Here is a 21,404-nt window from a genome sequence, read left to right as displayed (position 1 = left end):
GGACTGCCCTCATGACCATCACCATCCGCTGCATCTCGCCGGTCGACGGCCGCATCGTCGCCGAGCGCCCCGCCGCGAGCCACGCCGCCGTCTCGGCCGCCCTCGCCGCGGCCCGCAAGGCCCAGGCCGCGTGGCGCCGCGTGCCGATCGAGGAGCGCGCCGCGCTCTGCACCAAGGCCGTCGATGCCATGCTCGGCATGCGCGACGCGATCGTGCCCGAGCTCGCCTGGCAGATGGGCCGCCCGGTGCGCTACGGGGCCGGCGAGCTGCGCGGCTTCGAGGAGCGCGCCCGTTACATGATCGCCATCGCCGCCGACGCGCTGGCGCCGGTGAAGGCCGAGCCGAAAGAAAAGTTCTCGCGCTGGATCGCGCGCGATCCGTTGGGCGTCGTCTTCGTCATCGCCCCGTGGAACTACCCCTACCTCACCGCCGTGAATTCCGTGATCCCGGCGCTGATGGCGGGCAACGCGGTGATCCTGAAGCATGCCGCGCAGACGCTGCTGGTCGGCGAGCGCTTCCGGATGGCGTTCGAGGCGGCGGGGCTCCCCGAGGGCCTGTTCCAGACGCTGGTCCTGACCCACGAGCAGACCGCCGGCATCATCCGCGACCGCATGGTCGACCAGGTGAACTTCACCGGGTCCGTGGCGGGCGGGCGTGCCATGGAGGAGGCCGCCGCCGGCACCTTCACCGGGCTCGGTCTCGAGCTCGGCGGCAAGGACCCGGCCTATGTGCGCGAGGACGCCGACCTGTCCCAGGCCGTGGAGAACCTCGTCGACGGCGCCTTCTTCAACTCCGGGCAGTCGTGCTGCGGCATCGAGCGCATCTACGTGCACCACAGCCTCTACGACGCGTTCGTCGAGGGCTGCGTCACGCTGGCCAAGACCTACGTGCTCGGCAACCCGCTCGACGAGATGACGACGCTCGGCCCGATGGTGAAGGCGGACGCGGCGGAGTTCTGCCGCCGGCAGGTCGCCGAGGCGGTGGGCATGGGCGCGAAGGCGCTGCTCGACCCCGACCACTTCACCTACGACGAGGTGGGCACGCCCTACATGGCGCCGCAGATCGTCGTCGGCGTGACGCACGCCATGTCCATCATGCGCGAGGAGAGCTTCGGCCCGATCGTCGGGATCATGCCGGTCGCCGACGACGCGGAGGCGATCCGCCTCATGAACGACAGCCCCTACGGCCTCACGGCCTCGCTCTGGACGAGCGACGCCGAGGCGGCCGCCCGGATCGGCGCGGACGTCGAGACCGGCACCGTGTTCATGAACCGCTGCGACTACCTCGACCCGGCGCTGGCCTGGACCGGCGTCAAGGACACCGGCCGCGGCGCCACCCTGTCGCGCGTCGGCTACGAGACGCTCACGCGCCCGAAGTCCTTCCACCTCCGCCTGTCCTTCTGAACCTGCGAGCCTGCGATGACGATCACCTCGAACTGGAACTACCCGACCGCCGTCCGCTTCGGACCCGGCCGCATCGCCGAACTCGCCCAGGCCTGCACGGTGGCCGGCATCACCAAGCCGCTGTTCGTCACCGATCCCGGCCTCTCGGGCCTGCCGATCGTCGCCAAGGCGCTCAAGGTCCTCGAGGACGCGGGCCTCACGGCGACCGTGTTCGACCGCGTCCAGGCCAACCCGGTCGACGCCAACGTCGAGGACGGCCTCGCCGTTTATCGCGCCGGCGGGCATGACGGTGTCATCGCCTTCGGCGGCGGCTCGGCGCTGGATGCCGGCAAGGTCATCGCCTTCATGGCCGGCCAGACCCGGCCCATGTGGGATTTCGAGGACATCGGCGACTGGTGGACGCGTGCCAACCCGGACGGCATCGCGCCGATCGTGGCCGTGCCGACCACGGCCGGCACGGGCTCGGAAGTCGGCCGCGCCGGCGTCATCACCAACGCGGCGACGCACACCAAGAAGGTCATCTTCCATCCGAAGATGATGCCCAAGGTCGTGATCTGCGATCCAGAGCTGACGGTGGGCCTGCCGGCCTTCATCACGGCGGGCACCGGCATGGACGCGCTCGCCCACTGCCTGGAGGCCTATTGCGCGCCGGGCTTCCACCCGCTCGCCGACGGCATCGCCGCCGAAGGCGTGCGCCTGTGCAAGGACTACCTGCCCCGCGCCGTGAAGAACGGCGCCGACATCGAGGCCCGTGCCCAGATGATGGCGGCCGCCGCCATGGGCGCGACCGCCTTCCAGAAGGGGCTCGGCGCCATCCACGCCCTGTCGCACCCGGTCGGCGCGCTTTACGGCACGCACCACGGCATGACCAACGCGGTCTTCATGCCGGCCGTGCTCGCCTTCAACCGCAGCGCGGTGGAGGCCAGGCTCGGTCGCCTCGCCGGCTATCTCGGCCTGGAGCCGACCTTCGAGGCCTTCTTCGCCTGGATCGTCGCGCTGCGCGCCGAGGTGGGCGTGCCCGACACGCTGGCCGGCCTGAAGGTCGACGGATCGCGGCTGGATGAGATCGCGGCGATGGCCGTGGTCGACCCCACCGCCGGCGGCAACCCGGTCGAGCTCACCAACGAGGGCGCCCGCCGCATCTTCAACGCGGCCATGGCCGGGAACGTGGGGCCGGGCCCGCTCGCCTGAGGACCGGCAGCTCGAGCACTGCCATTCGCCTCATCCCGAGAGCTTGTGAATCGATCTCCGGTGGGGCGTTGGATCTGATGTCTCCATCGCGCGACCACCTCTCCGCCGTCCTGCCCGGGCTTGCCCGGCCATGACGCGGAGAGGGAGGTGCCAGCTGGATTACCCCCTGACCGACCGATCGATCAGCGGATCGAGGTCGGCGATGGAGCGCAGGCGGTCGGGATTCCAGACCTCGACCCGACGACCGCTGAAGCGCAGGCCCGAATCCTCCAGGCCCGCCAGCGTTCGGGACAGGTTCTCCGGCGTCATGCCGAGAAGATTGGCGAGCACGCGCTTGGAGTGCCGCATCTCGAACGCTTCGCCCTCGCCCTGGACCTTCCACTCGTCCAGCGCCCATGCGGCCAGGCGCTCGATGCCGTTGCGCAGCTTCTGGCCGTTCAGCTGGCGCATGTAGGTGCGGCTGGTTTCCGCCGTGATCGACAGCAGGCGCCGGCAGAACACGGCGTCCCTCTCCATGGCCCAGCGCACGATGGCGGCGGGAATCATCACGAGCCGCGACACGGCGATGGTGCGGCACTCCGCCAGGACGATGTCGTCGGTCACGACGGCATCAGCCATCAGGACGCTCGTGGGCTCCAGGATGCCCAGCGTGTGCTGGCGCTCGGCGATCTCCGTGCGGATCTCGACCATGCCGTCCATCAGGACGAACAGGAAGTCGGCCGGAACGCCCTGCCGCGCCAGCACGACGTTGCTCGGGAAGTTCTGCAGGAAGCTCGGCGCAGCGATGGTTTCGACGGTGGATGGGTCGACCGACCGGAACAGGTCGATCTGCTTGATGGTACCAGTGTCCATGAACTCCAGCTCGCAAGCGATGGGGGGCAGACGTCGCGCCCGCTTGAAGTCAGATTCGCTTAAACGCCAATTCGCAGCGTCCGTCAAGAATTGAACCGAAAAGAGTACGCTGTTCGCACGATACGAATTCGCAAAGTAGCGTTCAATTAGATCGCGGCAAGCACGAGCGGTGCGTTTTCCGGGCGAATACAATTATCAAGACTGCCAACGAAACATATTTTTCAAAAAAAATGTTGGATATGATGGAACCAATGCGCCTGGCTGGGCGTTCGGCTTGCCTCGAGCGGAGCCGTAGAACTTGCCGAGGTGCTTGGCGGCCGGGGTCGCTGCTTGCCCGGCGCGACCGTCGGCGAGGGGAGCCTGGCGCGATGGACCACGCGGGCCGGCTCGCAAGCCCGAAGGTGCTGCGCTGCAGCATGGTCGGCGCTTGCGCCAGGAGAAACGAGGCTCTAGGCGGGATGGGTTGCCGGCGATCTCGGTCGGCCTCGCCTGGAGCCCTCATCCCGTGTCGATCACCACCATCTCCTATCTCACCAACGTCACCTTCGGCTTCGGGGCCCTGGCCCGGCTGAAGGACACGCTGGCGCAGTTCGGCATCGCCCGGCCCTTGCTGGTCACGGACGCCGGCGTCGTGGCGGCGGGCCTTGCTGCGCGCGCTCGCGCCGCGATGGGCGATCGCGACGGCCCGGTGTTCGACGGTGTCGAGACCAACCCGACGGAGGCCGCGGCCCGCGCCGCCCTGGCCGTCTACCGCGACCAGCGCTGCGATGGCCTCGTGGCCATCGGCGGAGGCTCTCCGATCGACCTCGCCAAGGCCGTCGGCCTCATGGCGACCCATGACGGTCCGCTTGGCGGCTATGCCGCCGTCGCGGGGGGCGTCGCCAGGATCCGCCCCGACATGCCGCCCGTCATCGCCATTCCGACCACGGCCGGCACCGGCGCCGAAGTCGGCCGCGCCGCGGTCATCGTGCTGGACGACGGCCGCAAGGTCGGCCTCATCAGCCCCTATCTCTTCCCGCGCATGGCCATCTGCGACCCCGAGCTGAGCCTGGGCCTGCCGCCGCTGCTCACGGCCGCCACGGGCATGGATGCCTTCGCCCACTGCGTGGAGACCTACCTGGCCCCGGCCGTGAACCCCCCGGCCGATGCCATAGCGCTCGACGGGCTGGCGCGCTGTGGCGTGGCGCTGGAGCGCGCCGTGGCCGACGGCAGCGACCGCGAGGCGCGCTGGGAGATGATGATGGCCGCCATGGAGGGCGCCATGGCGTTCCAGAAGGGTCTGGGGGCGGTCCATGCCATGAGCCACGCGCTCGGCAGCCTCAAGGCCCTGCGCCTGCACCACGGTACGCTGAACGCGGTGCTCCTGCCCGAGGTGCTGCGCTTCAACGCCAGCGTCGTGGGCGCGAAGTATCCGCGTCTCGCATCCGCGCTGGGGCTCCCGGCCGCGACGGATCTCGCCGCCTGGATCGAGGGCCTGAACCGGCGCATCGGACTGCCCGCGAGTCTCGGCGCCATGGGCGTGCGCGAGGAGCATCTCGCCGGCCTGCCGGAGATGGCCGAGAAGGACCACACCAGCCCCACGAACCCGCGCAAGGCCGTCGCGGCCGACTATCTGCGCATGATGCGGGCCTGCCTCTAGAGCGGCTCCAGACGACCCGCGCGGTCCCCGCTATTCGGCGGGGCCGCCGGGATGGGTGAGGGGTGGCACGAGCGGGTGATGGTGGTCGTGGTGATCGTGGTCGTGCGATCCGTGCAGGCCGCGCCAGGTCGCCTGCCGCTCGATCATGCGCCGCACCTTGGGCGGCGCCTCGCCGCGATGCAGGGCCCGTAGCCGCTCGCCCACGCCGACGTCGGCGAGCGTCATCCGCTGGTTGTGGCGGATGTATTCCAGCCAGGTGGGCGCATGATAGCGCTCGACCCAGATCCTCGGATCCGCGAGGTCGCGCAACAACGTCCAGTGCCGCGCCCCGTCCCGCCGGCGGATGCGCCGGCGCTCGGCCATGACGCCGAGGAACTCGGGAATGTCCGCCTCGTCGATCACGAACTCGATGGTCACCACGATCGGGCCGCTGCGCTGGCGGATGTCGATCGCGACGTCGGGCTCGTTCCATTGGCGGGGGTCGAGATTGAGGCCCTTGGTCTCCGGCAGGGGAAAGCGCAGGCCCAGGGCCGTCCCGACCAGGACGCTGATGCCCGACACCACCAGGGAGTGGCCCAGCCCGATCTGGTCGGCGAGATACCCCCACCACCATGCGCCGAACGCCATGCCGCCGAAGGTGGCGACCTGGTAGAGGGCCATGGCACGGCCCACCACCCAGCGGGGCGCCGACAACTGGACGGCGGCGTTGAAGCTCGACAGGGCCATCACCCAGAAGCCGCCGCCCATGGCGGTGGCCAGGAACGACAGCGGCGCTGCCCGGCTCAGGCCCGCCAGCACGGTGGCCGTGGCGGTCCCCAGGAAGGCGATGCGGATGATCCACTCGACCGTCAGCGACTGCCGCATCCGCGGGATGAGGAAGGCACCGCACACCGCGCCCGCGCCGAAGCCGCACAGCAGAACGCCGTAGGTAAGTGGCCCGCCGTTCACCAGGTCGCGGGCGATGACCGGCATGAGGGCCTGCATGGAGATGCCGCTCAGCCCGAAGATGCAGCCGCGCAGCAGGACCACGCCGATCCGCGGCGACATGGCGACGTAGCGCAGGCCCGCGCCCATGGCGCTGGCGAGGCTCTCGGGCGGGAGCGCACGCGACGGAGGCGCGAGCTTCCAGCGCGCCAGCGCGGTCAGCAGGCCGACATAGCTCACGCAGTTGATGGCGAAGGCGGTGAAGGCGCCCGCCGTCGCCACGATGAATCCGCCGATCGCCGGGCCGACGCTGCGGGCGATGTTGAAGCCCACGGCGTTCATGGCGACGGCCGCGGGAATGTCCGGTCTCTCGACCATGTCGCCCACCGCCGACTGCCAGGCGGGGCCGTTGAAGGCGTTGCCGCAGCCCAGCAGGAAGGTGAAGGCCAGCAGCATCACGGGCGTGACGAGGCCGAAATACGTGAAGACCGCCAGGCCGATCGAGACCACCATCAGGAAGGTCTGCGAGGCGATCATCAGCTTGCGCTTGTCGAAATTGTCCGCGATCGCGCCTGCCGGCAGCGAGAACAGCATGATGGGGAGGGTGTTCGCCGTCTGCACCAGCGCCACGATGGCCGGTGACCCGCCGATCGCCGTCATCAGCCACGCCGCTCCCACCGACTGGATCAGGCCGCCGAAGTTTGAAACGAGACTGGCCGTCCAGATCGTCCGGAAAACGGGATAGCGGAACGGTGACACGATCCCCCCACGTTGCGGGCCCCAGCCTCGCGGTTCACCCACGGGTCGGCCCGGCATCGGAACTGTCAAATCATTGCGCCGAAGCGATCTTGCTCCATGCCTAACGCAGGTCTGGCCGGTGTGGAAGCGCGCTGAGGCAGACCGGCTGCCCGCGGGCGTCCGGTCTGGACACGGTCGGGAGCGGCGCCCCGCGTGGCCGCGGGGCCCGGGGCGACCTAGTCCTTGGCCGACAGGCTGTCGCGCACGCGCCCGTAGGTGCCGCCCCAGGAGTCCGTCATGGCGTGGCGGATCTCCCAAAGCGCCGGGAAGAAGCGGTGGCGGGTGCCGGCCTGCAGCAGCTCCACGGGGCGCCCCTTGAGCGACGCCGATCCGAGCCCGATCGAGCGATGGATCAGGAAGAGGTGGTGGGCCCGGAACTTCTGGAACAGCTCGTCGAACTCGATCATCGCCTCGGCAACGACATAGGCGTCGTCGTGGGCGTAGCCGCTGTCGTAGATGTCCTCGACGGTACGGCCCGCGCCCGTCAGGTAGCGGGCCTCGAAGGTGGTCCACAGGAGCGGCGGCATCTGCAGCATGACGCGGAAGCCGGGCGACTCCTGGCCGCTGCCGTTGCCGAGCTGCAGCCGGATTTCCTGGTACTCCTTCGGGCTCATGGTCTCCAGGAGGCCGAGCTGCTCGGTCATCAGCCGCATGATCATGTGGCAGCGGCGAAACAGCGTCACGACGCGGTGGGTGCGCCCCGCCTCCATGTGCTCGTCGATCTCGAGGATGGTGAAGGCCGCGAGCTTCATCCACAGCTCCTCGACCTGGTGCACGATCTGGAACTGCAGCTCGTCCGGGTTGGCCAGCGCCTCGTAGGGCTTCTGCAACGCCAGGAGCTTCGGGGTCTCGAGATAGAGCTCGTAGTCCAGTTCACCCGTGCCGGCCATCAGGCGGTAGAACTTCGCGCGGTCCATGGAACCCCCGGGGAAGACAGTGGAGCTTCCAGAACGATAGCATTGCCTTGTCGGAACATTGTTCCCTGCGTCGGTCCGATGCGGCAAAATGAGGAACCAACGTTCCACAGGACCCGCGATTATGGAAACGCAGCAGCTCGATCGCATCGACCGCGCCATCCTCACGATTCTCGAGGAGGAGGGGCGGCTTTCCTTCGCCGAGCTCGGCGAGCGGGTGGGCCTGTCCAAGTCGCCCTGCTGGAAGCGCGTGCAGGCGCTGGAGGAGGCGGGCATCATCCGCGGCTATCGCGCCAGCATCGACCACGCCAGGCTCGGGGCCACGACGCTCGCCTTCGCGCACATCTCCATCGCCTTCGAGAAGCACGAGGCGTTCGAGCGGGCCGTCGTCGCCCATCCTTGCGTGCTCGATTGCCACGCCACGGTGGGCGAGGCCGACTATGTGCTGCGCCTGCTCACCCGGGACCTGTCGGCGCTGGACGAATTCCTGCGCCATGAACTCTGGCGCCTGCCCGGCGTGATCCGCTTCACCACCACGCTCACCATGCGGACCATCAAGAGCGGCGGGTCCGTCATGGCCGGGCTCGCCTGAGCCCTCACTCGGCGGGCATCGGCTGGGCCGCGTCGCCCGGCTCGTCCCGGGCGACCCCGCGACCGCGCAGGCGGGCGACGAGGCGGCCCGTACCGGCCGCGAGGCGGTCCATGTAGAGGTACAGCACGGGCGTGATGAAGAGCGTCAGCGCCTGGGAGACCACCAGGCCGCCGACGACCGCGACACCCAGCGGCTGGCGCAGCTCCGCGCCGGCACCCGCGCCGATGGCGATGGGCAGGGTGCCCATGATGGCGGCGAACGTCGTCATCATGATCGGCCGGAAGCGCATCAGGCAGGCCTGCCGGATGGCATCGATCGGCCGCCGTCCCTCCCGCTGCAGCACCAGCGCGACGTCGATCATCATGATCGCGTTCTTCTTCACGATGCCGATCAGCATCAGCAGGCCGATCATCGCGATGACGCTCAGGTCCATGCCGAACAGGCTCAGCGTGGCCAGCGCGCCCAGGGCCGCGGAGGGCAGGCCCGTGAGGATCGTCAGCGGGTGGACGAAGCTCTCGTACAGGATGCCCAGCACGATGTAGATCGTCACGATCGCCGCCATGAGCAGCAGGCCCTGGTTGGCGAGCGACTGCTGGAACGTCTTGGCCGTGCCGGCGAAGCTCGTCCCGATGGAGGCCGGCACGCCGATCTCGCCCTTGATGGCGTCGATCCGGTTCAGCGCCTCGCCGAGCGAAACGCCGTTCGGCAGGTTGAACGAGATCGTCACCGCCGTGAGCTGGCCGAGCTGGTTGACGGCCAACGGCCCGGTGGTGCGTGAGACGGTGGCGAAGGCGCTGATCGGCACCAGCGTGCCGTTGCCCGCCCGGATGCGCAGCGTGTCCAGCCGATCCGGGCCCCAGCCCCGCGAGGGGTCGAACTCCAGCAGCACCGCGTAGCTGTCGCCGGCGGTGTAGATCGTCGAGACCTGCCTCGACCCGAACCCCGCGTAGAGGGTGGACCGCAACTGGTCGGCGTTGATGCCCAGCGCGTTCGCCTTGTCGCGGTCGACGGTGAGCGTGGCCTGCAGGGCGTTGTTCTGCAGGTCGGACGACACGTCGGTGAACGTCCGGTCGCGCACCATGGCGTCGGTCATCTTCTGCGACCAGCCATAGAGCGCGTCGGTGTCGATGCCCTGCATCACGAACTGGTACTGGCTCTTCGACGCGCGCCCGCCGATGTTCAGGTTCTGCACCGGCACGATGTAGGCGGTGATGCCGGCGACGGCCGCCGCGCGCCGCCGCAGGTCGGCCAGGACCTGGGGCAGGGCAGGGCGGGCGTCGGCGTCCTTGAGCTCCACGAACATGCGGCCGCTGTTCATGCCGCCACTGTTGCCGCCGCCGCCCGAGGTGGCGACGCCCGCGGTGGACGCGACGTGCGCCACGTAGGGCGACTTGCCGATCGCGTCGGCCAGTTCCGTCTGCAGCGTCGCCATCGCCTCGAAGGAGATGTCCTGGCGCGCCTCCGTCGACACGCTGAGCTGCCCGATGTCCTCCTGGGGGAAGAAGCCCTTCGGGATGCTGATGAACAGCCAGACCGTCCCGCCCAGGGTGGCGAAGAACAGCAGGAGGACGGCGAACTGGTTGCGCAGGCTGACGCGCAGGACGGCCGCGTAGCCGGCCAGCATGGCCTCGAAGCCGCGCTCCAGGGCGCGGCCGATGCGGCCTTCCTCGCGATGCGCCTGGTGGCCGGAGCCCAGCATCAGCGAGCACAGCATCGGCGTGAGCGTCAGCGAGACGAAGGCCGACGCGGCGATGGAGGCCGTCACCACGACCGCGAACTCGTTGAAGATGCGCCCGATGACGCCACCCATCAACAGCACGGGAATGAACACGGCCACCAGGGACAGCGTGATCGAGATGATGGTCAGGCCGATCTCCCGGCTGCCGTCGAGCGCGGCCTGCAGGGCGCCCTTGCCCTCCTCCTCCATGTGCCGCGTGATGTTCTCCAGCATGACGATGGCGTCGTCGACCACGAGGCCGACCGACAGCGTCAGCGCCAGCAGGGAGATGTTGTCGATCGAAAACCCGAACAGGTACATCGCGCCCAGGGTGGCGATGATGGAGATCGGCACCGCGAGGCTCGGGATGATCGTGGCCGCGAGCCGGCGCAGGAACACGAAGATCACCATGATCACCAGCGCGATGGTCAGCGCGAGCGTGAACTTTACGTCCTCGACCGCATGGCGGATCGATATCGAGCGGTCGTTCAGGGCTTCCAGCGTGGTGTTCTGGGGCAGCTGGTCCTGGAAGGTCGGAAGCAGCGCCTTCACCTTGTCGACGACATCCACCGTGTTGGCGTCGGGCTGGCGCTGCACGGCGAGCACGATGGACCGGGCGCCGTCGTACCAGCTCGCCTGCTGGTAGTTCTCGACGCTGTCGATCACCTTCGCCACGTCGCCGAGGCGCACCGGCTTGCCGTTGCGCACGGCGATGATGATGTTGCTGAACTGCGCGGCGTCGGCGAGCTGGGTCTTGGCCTCGATGGCCAGGCGCTGCTGCGTGTTCTGCAGCGTGCCGACGGGCGTGTTGGCGTTGGCGGACGAGATGGCGGCCTGCACCTCGTTGACGCCGAGCCCGCGCGACGCGAGCGCGTCGGGGTCCAGCTGGACGCGGACGGCATATTTCTGGCTGCCGAAGATCTGCACCTGGGCGACGCCCTCGATCGTCGACAGGGCCGGGGAGATCACCTGCTGGGCGAAGGCGTCGAGCTTCGACAGCGGCGTGGTCTCGCTGCGCAGGGCCATCAGCAGGATGGGGGCGTCGGCCGGGTTCACCTTCCGGTAGCTCGGCGGATCGGTCATCTCCTGCGGGAGCTGGCGCTGCGTGCGGGCAATGGCCGCCTGCACGTCCGCCGCGGCGGCGTCGATGTTGCGATCCAGGTTGAACTGGATGGCGATGGAGGTGGACCCCTGCGTGCTGGACGAAGAGATCGTGTCGATGCCGGCGATCGTCGTGAACTGCTTGATCAGGGGCGTCGCCACCGAGGTGGCCATGGTCTCCGGCGAGGCGCCCGGCAGCGACGCCGAGACGTTGATCACCGGGAACTCCGTGCGCGGCAGGGCGGCGACCGGGAGGAACGCATAGGCGAACAGGCCCGCGGCAACCATCGCGAAGGACATCAGCGTCGTCGCCACGGGGTGGCGGATGCAGAAGGCGGAAATGTTCAAGACACCGGCTCCGGTTGCTCTGGCAGACGCCGAGGGGTCAGGACCTGGCCGGGCGGTTCGCGCCCTCGCCGGACTCCGAGAGGTCTTTGGCGGGCGCGTCGCCGCCGCGGCTCGCGGCGGGCTGCCCCTTCGGAGCCGCCGTGTCGCGGATCTTCGTGCCGTTGGCGAGGCGCAGCTGCCCGTCCACGACCACGCGGTCTCCCGCCGAGAGGCCTTCGGCCAGAGCGATGCGGTCCCCGTCCGTGGCGGCGACCTTCACCGGGCGCAGCTCGGCAGTCCCGTCCGGGCGGGCGACGAAGACGTAGGGGCTGGCTTGTCCCGCCTGCACGGCGACGGTCGGGACGACGACCGTGTTGGGGCGGGAGCCGAGCTCCACTTCCACGTCGACATATTGGCCCGGCCACAAAGCCAGGTCATCGTTGGCGAAGACCGCCTTGGCCGAGATCGTCCCGGAGGCCACGTCCACCGCGCTGTCGATGAAGCTCAGGGGGCCGGAGGCCAGCGCCGTGCGGCTGCCGCTGGGGAACACGCGCACCGTCGGCGGCGTCGGCTGCGCCAGGGCGGCGCGCACCGTGGCGAGATCGCGCTCGGGCAAGGTGAAGGCGACGCGGATGGGCTTGACCTGCGTGATCGTCACGAGGCCGCCTCCGCCGCTGTCGGAAGCCCGCACGAGGTTGCCGGGCGTCACCTGCACGCTGCCCAGGCGCCCGTCGATCGGGGCGACGATGCGCGTGTAGGACAGGCGCAGCCGGTCGGCGTCCAAGGTCGCCTCGTCGGCGGCGACCGCGGCCTCGGCCGCCTTGGCGTCGGAGAGGGCCTGGTCCACCTGCTGCTGGGCCCCCGAGCCGGAGGACAGCAGCTCGCGCTTGCGCTGCAGGTCGGCCTGGGTGCGGGTCAGGTTGGCCTGGTCGCGGGCGAGGTTCGCCTCGTCGCGGGCCACCGCCGCGCGCAACTCCTTGTCGTCGAGCGTGAACAGGAGGTCGCCCTTGGTGACGAACTGGCCGTCCTTGGCGTGCTGGGTCAGGAGCTGGCTGTCCACGCGCGACCGGACGAGGACGGTAGCCATCGCCTCGATGTTGCCGATGCTCCGGCGCCGCACGGGAAAGTCGACGACCTCGGCGGGCGCGGTGACCACGGCCACGGCCGCGCCGGCCGGCCGCGCGTCCTTGGCGGGCCGTGCTGCCGGCGCCGCGCCGCCCCGCTGGACCAGGGCCACGATGTCGGGCCGCCCGGCCCATTGCCAAGCAGCGAAGCATCCACCGGCCACCAGGCCGACGGCAACGATTGTCGTCGCGCGATTCATTGTTCACCCGCAGTAAGGATGTGCCTGTGCCCGGTGACGGCTGGATGATCGGCCGTGCATGCAAGCCCCTGCACACGAAATGGATCGGGGCGGCACAAGGTTCAACTTAACTTTCGGTAAGTCACGGACCCGTGAAATCTATTGAAGGACATTGCGAATTCTGTCCAAATCCAGGCGAGATTGTGGCTTCGCCGCAGGGCGTCCAGGCGGAGAATCCCACCCGGGGCTTAACCGGCTCGCAAGCGGCAGCGTGGCAGAGTGCCCGGGTCCCAGGGGAATGCCGCATGTCTGCCAATGGCTATGTCGACGCCATCGTCGGCACCGAGATCTTCGTCGAACCGCAGGTCCGGTTGCACCCGTCGGTGCGCACCGTGCTCGTGGTGGACGATCAGGCGACGTTGCGGACCATCCTGGCGAAAATGCTCCGCTCGCTCGGGGCTGCGACGATCCTGGAAGCGGGCGGCGCGAGCGATGCGTTCAAGCTCCTGCACGAGGGGCCCGTCGACCTGCTGCTCAGCGATGTCGAGATGGGCGACACCAGCGGCATGAAGCTGCTGCAGGCCGTTCGCAAGACGAAGGAGCTCGCGCACCTGCCGGTCATCATGGTGACGGGGAGCAAGAGCGGCAATCATGCCGCGCGGGCACTGAGCCTGGGAGCCGACGGATTCATGCTGAAGCCGTTCGATGCCGCGCAGCTTCGCGTCAAGATCAACGAAGCAGTGGCCAAGCGTCAGCGGAGTTGAACGCGGGTGTTCGTCGAGCTCTTCAGCGGCTCGAACGATAGCTTGCAACAGCCGTGTTGACGCGGCTGAGGGTCATGTTCAGGCGTTCGTCCAGATCATGGACGGACGGAGGCTGAGTGATCCCGAGGCTTTCGAAGTGCGCGACCGCCCCGTGCTCTTCGCGGACCACGGCTTTGGCCGCGAGAAGGCCCGACATCTCGAGCAGTGCGTCGATCAGCTCGTCTGCAGCATTGTTGACGCCATGGGCCGTCATCATTGCAAGTTCCCCGTTTACATCACCTGCAAAAAGCATTTCGAACGCAATATCAACCCTAAGTTGCTTGTACCAAAATGGCACGTGCGTGAAAACATTCTTGAGGGCACCGGCGGGCCCGCATCGGGTCCGATCAGGCCGGAAAACGGCCCTCCCGCCCCGCCGGTCAAGCTGGAAAAAGCATTTCGGATCAGAGGGTTGTTGGCGCCGACTCGCTGGGTCCGTCAAGTGGTGCCGGAGCGCAACACCGCCCTGGAATCGTGAAGGGCCTTGTTGCGCTGCAGCAGAAACGGGGGATGGCAGCCGCCCGGCTGGCGCTACGGCACCTCCCCCAAAGAGCCATTGCGAACCGACGAACGTCGACCCGTCTGATTCGAGGCACCAAAGTGACCGAAGTGAAGAGCGCCGGCGTGGTCGCCCGGGCTGCCGGGCGGCCGGTCACTGCGTCGGCTTCACGCCGTCCTTGCTCACCTGGATGCGGGCGGCGGTGAGCTTGTCTCCGGCCTCCACGCGGGTGGAGACGAAGACGGTTTCTCCCGGCTTGAGGTCGCTGCGCGCGCCGGGCGCGGCCTGCGACATGGCCGTCTCCGGGACCACCAAAGCCTTCACCGTCCCGCTCTTGTAGTTCAGCGTCAGTTCGTTGCCGTTGGCGACCTGGACCGCCCCTTCCAGCGTGGCGTTGGTCATGGTGGAGTCGGGCGCGAGGTCGTGCGGGGAAAGGCCCTGGTTCGCCGTCGCCGGGATCGGGCGCACGTCGATCGCGACGATCGTCCCGTCCGCCTTCTTCACGGTGGTGACGCCGAGAACCATCCCCGGCTTCACGTCCGCCAGGGTGAACGGCTTGGTGATGTTGACGTTGAGCGCCTCGGGCACGTCGATCGTCAGTGCCCGGCCGTCGCGCGACTGCACCGACAGCATCTTGCCGTCGAAGGCGGTGATCGTGCCCCGGACGTTCATCGTCTGGGTCTGCGCGGCGGCTCCCGTCATGCCGGCCGCGAGGATGGCCGCCGTTGCGGCAATCCAGGTCATCTTTGCCATGGTCCTCGTTCCCCTCCCTCGGCGCCTCCGTGAGGCGTCCGGGTGAGGAACGATAGGACCCCTGGGGGCCCCCGAACCAATCACGCTTGCGTCACCCCGAATTGCGCAACCCGGCCGCGATGCCGTTGATGGAAATCAGGATGCCCTGCTGCGCCTTGGTATCGACCTCGCCCGCGCGCCAGCGCCTCAGGAGTTCGATCTGCAGGTGGTTCAGCGGCGCGATGTAGGCGAAGCGATGCGCGATGGAGCGGGCCAGCGACGGATTGTCGGCGAGCCGGCGAGTCTCGCCCGTGATCGTCTCCATGGCCGCCAGGGTGCGCTGCCACTCCGTGTCGAGCGCGGCGAAGATGGTGGCGCCGAGGGTCTTGTCCGGCACCAGGTCCGCGTAGCGCCGCGCCATGTCCGGGTCGGCCTTGGCCAGCACCATGTCCATGTTCGACAGCAGGGTCTTGAAGAACGGCCACTCGCGGACCATCCGCTGCAGCAGGGCGGTCCGTGCCGCCGGATCGGCGGCGACGAAGCGCTCCACCGCCGAACCGAAGCCGAGCCAGCCCGGCAGCGTGACCCGGCTCTGGCCCCACGAGAAGCTCCACGGGATCGCCCGCAGATCCTCGATCCGGCGGGTCGCCTTGCGCGAGGCGGGGCGCGAGCCGATGTTCAGCTCCGCGATCTCGGCGATCGGGGTCGCGGCGAAGAAGTAGTCGGTGAAGCCCGGCGTGTCGTAGACGAGCGTCCGGTAGGCTTCCATGCTGTGGGCCGACAGTTCCCCGGCCGCGTCGAGGAACTCCTGCGGCGGTGCCTTGCGCGAGGCCAGCAGCGTCGCCTCGAGGGTCGCCGCCATCAGCGTCTCGAGGTTGCGCCGGCCGATGTCCGGGTTGGCATACTTGTTGGCGATCACCTCGCCCTGCTCCGTCAGCCGGATCTGGCCCTTCACCGTGCCCGGCGGCTGCGCGAGGATCGCCTGGTAGCTCGGCCCGCCGCCGCGGCCCACGGTGCCGCCGCGGCCATGGAACAGGCGCAGCGTCAGGCCCGGCTTCGCCTCGAACAGCCGCGCCAGCGCCGTGGACGCCCGGTACAGTTCCCAGTTGGAGGTGAAGTACCCGCCGTCCTTGTTGCTGTCCGAGTAGCCCAGCATCACGTCCTGCTCGGCGCCCGAACTGCGCACCAGCGCCTCGATCCCCGGCAGGTCGTAGAAGGTGCGCATGATCGGCTCGGCCGAGCGCAGGTCCTCGATGGTCTCGAACAGCGGCACGACGATCAGGTCGGCCTTGGCCCGCGACGCCTCCTCGGGCGCCAGCGTGCCGCGCAGCAGGCCGCACTCCTTCTGCAGCACCAGCACTTCGAGGAGATCGCTCACGCTCTCCGTGTGGCTGATGATGTAGTGGCGGATGGCCCCCGCCCCGAAGGCCTCGCGCATCTCGCGCGCCGCCTCGAAGATCGCGAGCTCGTCGCGGGTGGACTGCGAGTACTCGGCCATCCTGACCCGCAGGGCGCGCGGGTCCGACAGGCAGCGCAGCAGCAGCGCCCGCTTGTCCTCCTCGGCGAGAGCCGGGTAGTCCGTCTCGATGCGGGCGACCCGCAGCAGCTCCGCGACCACCGCCTCGTGCCGGTCCGAGTTCTGCCGCAGGTCGGTGGTGGCGAGATGGAAGCCGAACACCTCCACCGCCCGGATCAGCGGCCCCAGCCGCGTGCCGATCATGGCGCCGCCGTGGTTGCGCTGCAGCGAGTCGCGGATGACGCGCAGATCGGCCAGCACCTCGCCCGGAAGCGCGTAGGGCTTGCCCGGAGCCATCGCGTGCCGCAGCGCCTCCGTGCCGGTCAGGGCGCGCAGCGTGCCCGCCAGCCGCGCATACATGCCGATGAGAGCCCGCCTGTAGGGCTCGTCCTGGCGATGGGGGTTGTCGTCGCCGGCCGCGTCGGCGAGCGCCCGCAGGTCCCCGGTGCAGCCGGCCTCGGTCACGGACACGGAGAGCTCGGCCCCGAGCTCGTGGATCTCGGTGAGATAGTAGCGCAGCACGGTTTCCGACTGACGGCGCAGGGCGGTGCGCAGCGTCTCCGCCGTGACGTTCGGGTTGCCGTCTCGGTCGCCGCCGATCCAGTTGCCCATCCGGAAGAACGGCGCCACGGGCCGCCCCGTGAGAGCCTCGAGTTCCGCATAGAGCTTAGGGATCTCGCGCAGGAAGGTCGAGCGGTAGTAGCTCAGGACGTTCTCGATCTCGTCGACCACCGTGAGCCGGGTGTAGCGCAGGATCCGCGTCTGCCAGAGCTGCGTGATGCGGGCGCGCAGCTGCACTTCGTTCGCGGCCCGGGCCCTCGCACTGCGCAGGCCGTCGCGCGCGGTGAGCAGCTCGGCGATGGAGCGCTCCGCGTCGAGGATGCTCTTGCGCTGCACCTCGGTCGGGTGCGCGGTCAGCACCGGCGAGACATGGGCCGCCGACAGCGTGCGCACGATGCGCTCGCTGTCGATCCCGTGCGCCTTCAGCACCTCGAAGCTGTGCGCGAGCGTGCCTTCGGGCGCCTCCTCCTCGGCGTCATGCTCGGCCTGGCGACGGATGTGGTGGCGGTCCTCGGCCAGGTTGGCGAGGTGCGAGAAGAAGCTGAAGGCTCTGATGACCGTCAGCGTCTCGTCGGGACTGAGGCGCTTCAGCAGGCTGTCGAGGTCCTTGCCGGCCTGCGCGTCGGCCTTGCGCTGGAACGCGACGCTCAGGCGCCGGATCGCCTCGATGAGCTCGTAGGCGGTCTCGCCCTCCTGCTCGCGGACCGTGTCGCCGAGGATCTGGCCGAGCAGCCGGGTGTCGTCGAGAAGCTTCTGGTCCTTCTCCGAAGCGGAGGCATCGGTGGGGACGACGGTCAGGGGAGCGGACATGATCGTTTCCTGCGCGGGGCCCGGGTGAGCGTTCGAACCGGCAGGAATGCCATAAGCAAAAAACGTGACAGGTGACAGACCCCCGCGGGCGGGAGGCCACCCGGCGGTCAGGCCCGTTTGGCGTTGCGGACCAGGCGGTGGACGAAGTCGAGCTTCTCCGTCATCGGCGGCGACAGGATGAACGGGTAGAGGTCGGACTGTCCCAGGCAGCGGCTCAGGCTGTTGAGCGCGAAGGTCAGGGGCAGCCAGTCCTCGAGCACCCGGCTGAAGTCGCGGGTGAACTCCGGCCGCACGTCGAGATTGGCGGTGACGACCCCCGTGTCGTCGACCTTCGGGTTCACCGACAGTCCGAATGCCCGTGCCATCTCCAGCGTGTCCACGATGTGCAGGTAGTTCGCGAAGGTCTCCGCGAAGTCTTCCCAGGGATGGCTGCTGGCGTAAGCGGAGATGTAGCGCGAGCCCCAGTCGGGCGGGGCTCCCTGGGCATAGTGGCGTTGCAGGGCCTGGCCGTAGTCCTCGCGCTCGTCGCCGAACAGGGCGCGGAACTCGTCGAGGCGACCGCCGTCGCGCACCAGCAGATCCCAGTAGTGATGGCCCACCTCGTGCCGGAAGTGGCCGAGCAGCGTCCGGTAGGGTTCGCCCATCTGCGTCCGCCGGCGTTCACGTTCGGCGTCGTCGGCCTCCGCGAGCGCGATGGTGATCAGCCCGTTGTCGTGCCCGGTCATCACCGTCGGTCCGGGAGCATCCGGCGGGTCGGCGAGAAATTCGAAGGTGAGCCCGTGCTCGGGGTCCTCCCGTCGCGTCTGCAGGGGAAGTCGCAACTGCAGCAGCGTGTAGACGAGCCGGTGCTTGGCGATTTCGATGATCCGCCACGCCTCCAGGTGCTGGGGAAGGCTCGTGTCGGGGATGACGGAGTTGTGGACGCAGGCCCGGCAGAACGCGTCGGGCGAACCGTCGTCGACCAGCCAGTTGCAGGTGTCGTAACCCGCGTTGGCGCAGAAGCGGAACCTGCGATCCGGAGCCGCCAGAGCCGACCAGGTCTCACCGGTCGAGGGCGCGCCTTCGGGCGCGGGTTCGGACGGTTCGAGCGCGGAGAGCGTCTCGCTGTCCCAGAGATAGCCGAGACGGTGGCCGCAACGCCCACAGGCCCGGTTCTCGAAATAGAGGACCTGGCCACAACTCTGACACTTGAAAAGCTTCATGCCGTGCGCCCCCGGGACCGGCGGGCCGAAGCCCGCCGGCCTGTGTCGATCAGTTACAAACCTGCACGCGACGCCAGCGCGGGTAACCCCACCCGTCATACACGCGCTGCCTGGTCACGTAGCAGCCGCCGTATCCACCGTAGGCGCCGTAGCCGCCATAGGCCGGATAGGTCTCGTAGTAGCGGGGCTCGCTGCGCGCCGCACCGGCGGCCAGGGCGCCGAGCGCCAGTCCGCCGATGATGCCCGCCGCCGCGGCGGCACCGCGGTTGCCCCGGTGCCGGTAGCGCGGCCCCGCCGCGTAGTGCCGGCCCGAATAGTAGCCGGGCTTGGCGTAGACGGGAGCGGGCGCGGTGACGAGCGCGCCGGCGAGAATTACGGCCGCCGAGGCGACCTTCATCGTGCCGTTGGCTGGCATGGTCCGTTCTCCTTGATGAGGATCATGCCGCACCAACGCAGCGTGCTGCGAAAGGTTGCCGGAAGCTTGAGTTGGGCGCGACCGCCGGGCCTTTGGCGGAGCGGTTCCCGGAGACGGCCGAAGCGGTGTCAGGCCACTTCGTCGGACCACACCTCGAAGCGGCGCAGCGTGACGACGCCGAAGCTGTTCGACAGCGGGACGTCCGCAGCATCCCGTCCACGCGCCATCAGCACGCGGCCGATGCGGGGGCGATTGTGCCGGGCGTCGAACGTGTACCAGCGATGGTCCAGATAGGCTTCGAACCAGGCACTGAAGTCCATTGGCGAGTCGTCCTTGGGGACGCCGATGTCGCCGAGATAGCCCGTGCAATAGCGCGCGGGGATGTTCATGCAGCGGCACAGGGCGACGGCGAGGTGAGCGAAGTCGCGGCAGACGCCCTCACGCTCGTGGAAGACGTCGAAGGCGGACTTGGTGGCGCGTGCCGCCATGTAGTCGAAGCGGATGTGGGCATGGACGAAGTCGCAGATGGCCTGGACCCGCTGCCAGCCCAGGGGCGTCTTGCCGAAGAGTGACCACGCGATGTCCGACAGCTTGTCGGTTTCGCAGTAGCGGCTGCCCAGCAGGAACACCAGGTTCTCGGACGGCAGGAGCCCCGCATCGATCTGCTGGGCGTCGGGCATCGTGAGATCCTGCACGGGGGAGCTCTCGATGATCGCATCGGTCGTCAGACTGAGGAGGCCGGCCGGCGACACCAGCCGGCTGCACAGGTTGCCGAACCCGTCGATGTAGGTCTGCACCGGCAGGGCCGGGGTGGACCGGATGTCGTCCGGCCCATGCAGGTCGTTCTCCCGCGACGGGTGGACCCGCAGCATCAGCAACATAGGCGTGCGCTGCGTGCACTCGTAGTCGATCCTGTAGCCAACCCTGATCTTCATCCGCTGCGACCCTCCTGAGATCCGAAATTCGATAACCGGACGGTCTCGTCAGCGTTCGACGCGAGATCAGGCAATCGAATGAAGGAATGTGACTCGAAGCGTGGCAGTTCCACTGAACCGCCTGAAAAAGCGAGGAATCAAGAATTCTTGAAGGGTTTCCCGTTGGTCGAAGCCGCGCCGGGGCTGCATCCTGACCACGTCGGCCGACGTCAAATGAGAGACGTTCGACAAACGCGCGGAGAAAGACACCGCGCCGGATGGTAAAGGAAGCGGCTATTGGCGATCTCGGCGGGGCCCCGTCAAAACGAACGGGGCCCCATTTCCGCAAGAAGAAGCCTCACATCGGCTCGGCAGCGCGCTCTTCCATCATCTGCTTGAAGGCGGGCCTGCCCTGGCAGGCGGCGAGCCACGCCTTGATGGGCGGGTGGGCGTCGATGAGTTCCGGAGCGGCCTGTGCGTAGCGCCAGACCTCGGCGGCGTTGATGTCGGCGACCGTGAAGCGGTTGCCCACCAGCCAACCGCCACCCTTCTGCAGGGCGCTGTCCAGGCCGGCGGCCGGGCGCGCCAGGCCGTCGATCGCCGTTTTCACGGCCGCTTCGTCGCGCTGCTCGGGCTTGCCCCCGCGCGCGTACTGGATGGCGAGCGTCCGGGGCTCGCAATCGGTCGCCGCCCACAGGGCCCACTGCATCATGAGCGCTTCCTCGCGGGCGTCCTTGGGCGCCAGCGGGCCGCCATGCTTCTTGGCGAGGTACAGGTTGATGGCCAGGGATTCGCAGAGCACGAAGCCGTCGTCCTCGATGCAGGGCACCTGGCCGTTCGGGTTGATGGCACGGAACGCCGGCGATTCCGTGTTCAGCGGAGCGCCGGCCGCCTTCGCGTCGGGAAGGCGGTAGCCCTGGATGACCGGAACCACCGTGAAGTCGATGCCGAGTTCCTTCGCGAGCCAGACGTTGCGGGTCGCGCGGGAGCGTAGGACGCCGTAGATCTTGAGAGCCATTGTCCACCAGGTCGTTGAGTCGTGACGGGGGATCATGGCGCAAGCGAAGGCGGCCGTCGCGGTCTCTCACGGATCCTCGTCCCACCCGTGTCAGATTTTGACGCCCGCCCGGGGCAGTGTGCCATGGGCCGTGCGGGGCGCCCTGTTGACCCCTGCGCCGCAGAGAGTGATTC

The 21,404-nt window shown here is 68.7% G+C and carries 17 protein-coding genes; 6 read left to right on the top strand and 11 right to left on the bottom strand.

Annotated features, from left to right (window positions below; genetic code table 11):
* The first annotated feature begins 11 nt into the window (after positions 1 to 11).
* Together Q0Q47_RS19625 and Q0Q47_RS19620 are read left to right on the top strand one after the other, a co-directional pair.
* Positions 12 to 1,403, top strand: a complete 1,392-nt coding sequence (locus Q0Q47_RS19625) for an aldehyde dehydrogenase family protein (protein ID WP_293863487.1) — start codon at positions 12 to 14, stop codon at positions 1,401 to 1,403.
* Between the two features lie 15 nt (positions 1,404 to 1,418).
* Entirely contained in the window at positions 1,419 to 2,594 is a 1,176-nt protein-coding gene (locus Q0Q47_RS19620; protein WP_293863485.1) for an iron-containing alcohol dehydrogenase, read from the top strand.
* A 159-nt stretch (positions 2,595 to 2,753) separates the two neighbouring features.
* On the opposite strand, the gene Q0Q47_RS19615 is transcribed toward Q0Q47_RS19620, so the two are convergent.
* Entirely contained in the window at positions 2,754 to 3,446 is a 693-nt protein-coding gene (locus Q0Q47_RS19615; RefSeq protein ID WP_293863483.1) for a helix-turn-helix domain-containing protein, read from the bottom strand.
* Positions 3,447 to 3,957: 511 nt separating this feature from the next.
* On the opposite strand from Q0Q47_RS19615, the gene Q0Q47_RS19610 reads away from it, so the two are divergent.
* Positions 3,958 to 5,085 carry an iron-containing alcohol dehydrogenase gene (locus tag Q0Q47_RS19610; RefSeq protein WP_293863509.1) on the top strand — a complete coding sequence of 376 codons (1,128 nt, stop codon included), beginning with the start codon at positions 3,958 to 3,960 and terminating at the stop codon, positions 5,083 to 5,085.
* 30 nt (positions 5,086 to 5,115) lie between these two features.
* Here Q0Q47_RS19610 and Q0Q47_RS19605 read toward each other — a convergent pair whose 3' ends face one another.
* Positions 5,116 to 6,825, bottom strand: a complete 1,710-nt coding sequence (locus tag Q0Q47_RS19605; protein ID WP_293863481.1) for an MFS transporter — start codon at positions 6,823 to 6,825, stop codon at positions 5,116 to 5,118.
* A gap of 158 nt (positions 6,826 to 6,983) precedes the next feature.
* Positions 6,984 to 7,724, bottom strand: coding sequence for a tryptophan 2,3-dioxygenase family protein (locus Q0Q47_RS19600; protein ID WP_293863479.1), 741 nt, complete (start codon positions 7,722 to 7,724; stop codon positions 6,984 to 6,986).
* Positions 7,725 to 7,845: 121 nt separating this feature from the next.
* Here Q0Q47_RS19600 and Q0Q47_RS19595 point away from each other — a divergent pair, with 121 nt between their 5' ends.
* Positions 7,846 to 8,313, top strand: coding sequence for an Lrp/AsnC family transcriptional regulator (locus Q0Q47_RS19595; protein WP_293863477.1), 468 nt, complete (start codon positions 7,846 to 7,848; stop codon positions 8,311 to 8,313).
* 4 nt (positions 8,314 to 8,317) lie between these two features.
* Here the strand turns inward: Q0Q47_RS19595 and Q0Q47_RS19590 are convergent, their stop codons facing one another.
* The gene (locus Q0Q47_RS19590; protein WP_293863475.1) at positions 8,318 to 11,479 is read right to left on the bottom strand and encodes an efflux RND transporter permease subunit; all 3,162 of its coding nucleotides are present in this window, start codon (positions 11,477 to 11,479) and stop codon (positions 8,318 to 8,320) included.
* A 37-nt stretch (positions 11,480 to 11,516) separates the two neighbouring features.
* Positions 11,517 to 12,695, bottom strand: coding sequence for an efflux RND transporter periplasmic adaptor subunit (locus Q0Q47_RS19585; protein WP_293863473.1), 1,179 nt, complete (start codon positions 12,693 to 12,695; stop codon positions 11,517 to 11,519).
* 371 nt (positions 12,696 to 13,066) lie between these two features.
* Here Q0Q47_RS19585 and Q0Q47_RS19580 point away from each other — a divergent pair, with 371 nt between their 5' ends.
* Positions 13,067 to 13,525, top strand: a complete 459-nt coding sequence (locus tag Q0Q47_RS19580; RefSeq protein WP_293863471.1) for a response regulator — start codon at positions 13,067 to 13,069, stop codon at positions 13,523 to 13,525.
* Positions 13,526 to 13,661: 136 nt separating this feature from the next.
* Positions 13,662 to 14,042, top strand: a complete 381-nt coding sequence (locus Q0Q47_RS19575) for a hypothetical protein (protein WP_293863469.1) — start codon at positions 13,662 to 13,664, stop codon at positions 14,040 to 14,042.
* A gap of 174 nt (positions 14,043 to 14,216) precedes the next feature.
* On the opposite strand, the gene Q0Q47_RS19570 is transcribed toward Q0Q47_RS19575, so the two are convergent.
* From Q0Q47_RS19570 to Q0Q47_RS19545, 6 genes are all read right to left on the bottom strand, one after another.
* On the bottom strand, positions 14,217 to 14,816 hold the full coding sequence (locus Q0Q47_RS19570) for a hypothetical protein (RefSeq protein WP_293863467.1): 600 nt from the start codon (positions 14,814 to 14,816) through the stop codon (positions 14,217 to 14,219).
* A gap of 91 nt (positions 14,817 to 14,907) precedes the next feature.
* On the bottom strand, positions 14,908 to 17,682 hold the full coding sequence (gene ppc, locus Q0Q47_RS19565; protein WP_293863465.1) for a phosphoenolpyruvate carboxylase: 2,775 nt from the start codon (positions 17,680 to 17,682) through the stop codon (positions 14,908 to 14,910).
* 107 nt (positions 17,683 to 17,789) lie between these two features.
* Complete coding sequence (locus Q0Q47_RS19560; RefSeq protein WP_293863463.1) at positions 17,790 to 18,884, bottom strand: putative zinc-binding peptidase; 1,095 nt, start codon at positions 18,882 to 18,884, stop codon at positions 17,790 to 17,792.
* 49 nt (positions 18,885 to 18,933) lie between these two features.
* Positions 18,934 to 19,299, bottom strand: a complete 366-nt coding sequence (locus tag Q0Q47_RS19555) for a hypothetical protein (protein WP_293863461.1) — start codon at positions 19,297 to 19,299, stop codon at positions 18,934 to 18,936.
* A 128-nt stretch (positions 19,300 to 19,427) separates the two neighbouring features.
* Entirely contained in the window at positions 19,428 to 20,234 is an 807-nt protein-coding gene (locus tag Q0Q47_RS19550; protein ID WP_293863459.1) for a transglutaminase family protein, read from the bottom strand.
* Between the two features lie 337 nt (positions 20,235 to 20,571).
* On the bottom strand, positions 20,572 to 21,231 hold the full coding sequence (locus tag Q0Q47_RS19545) for a glutathione S-transferase family protein (RefSeq protein ID WP_293863457.1): 660 nt from the start codon (positions 21,229 to 21,231) through the stop codon (positions 20,572 to 20,574).
* Positions 21,232 to 21,404: the final 173 nt, after the last annotated feature.

This window comes from uncultured Alsobacter sp. (assembly GCF_945952055.1).
In the GTDB taxonomy this organism is placed as follows: domain Bacteria; phylum Pseudomonadota; class Alphaproteobacteria; order Rhizobiales; family Beijerinckiaceae; genus Alsobacter.
Note: the sequence above shows the minus strand (reverse complement) of the source record. Positions and strands in the feature narration are given on the sequence as shown.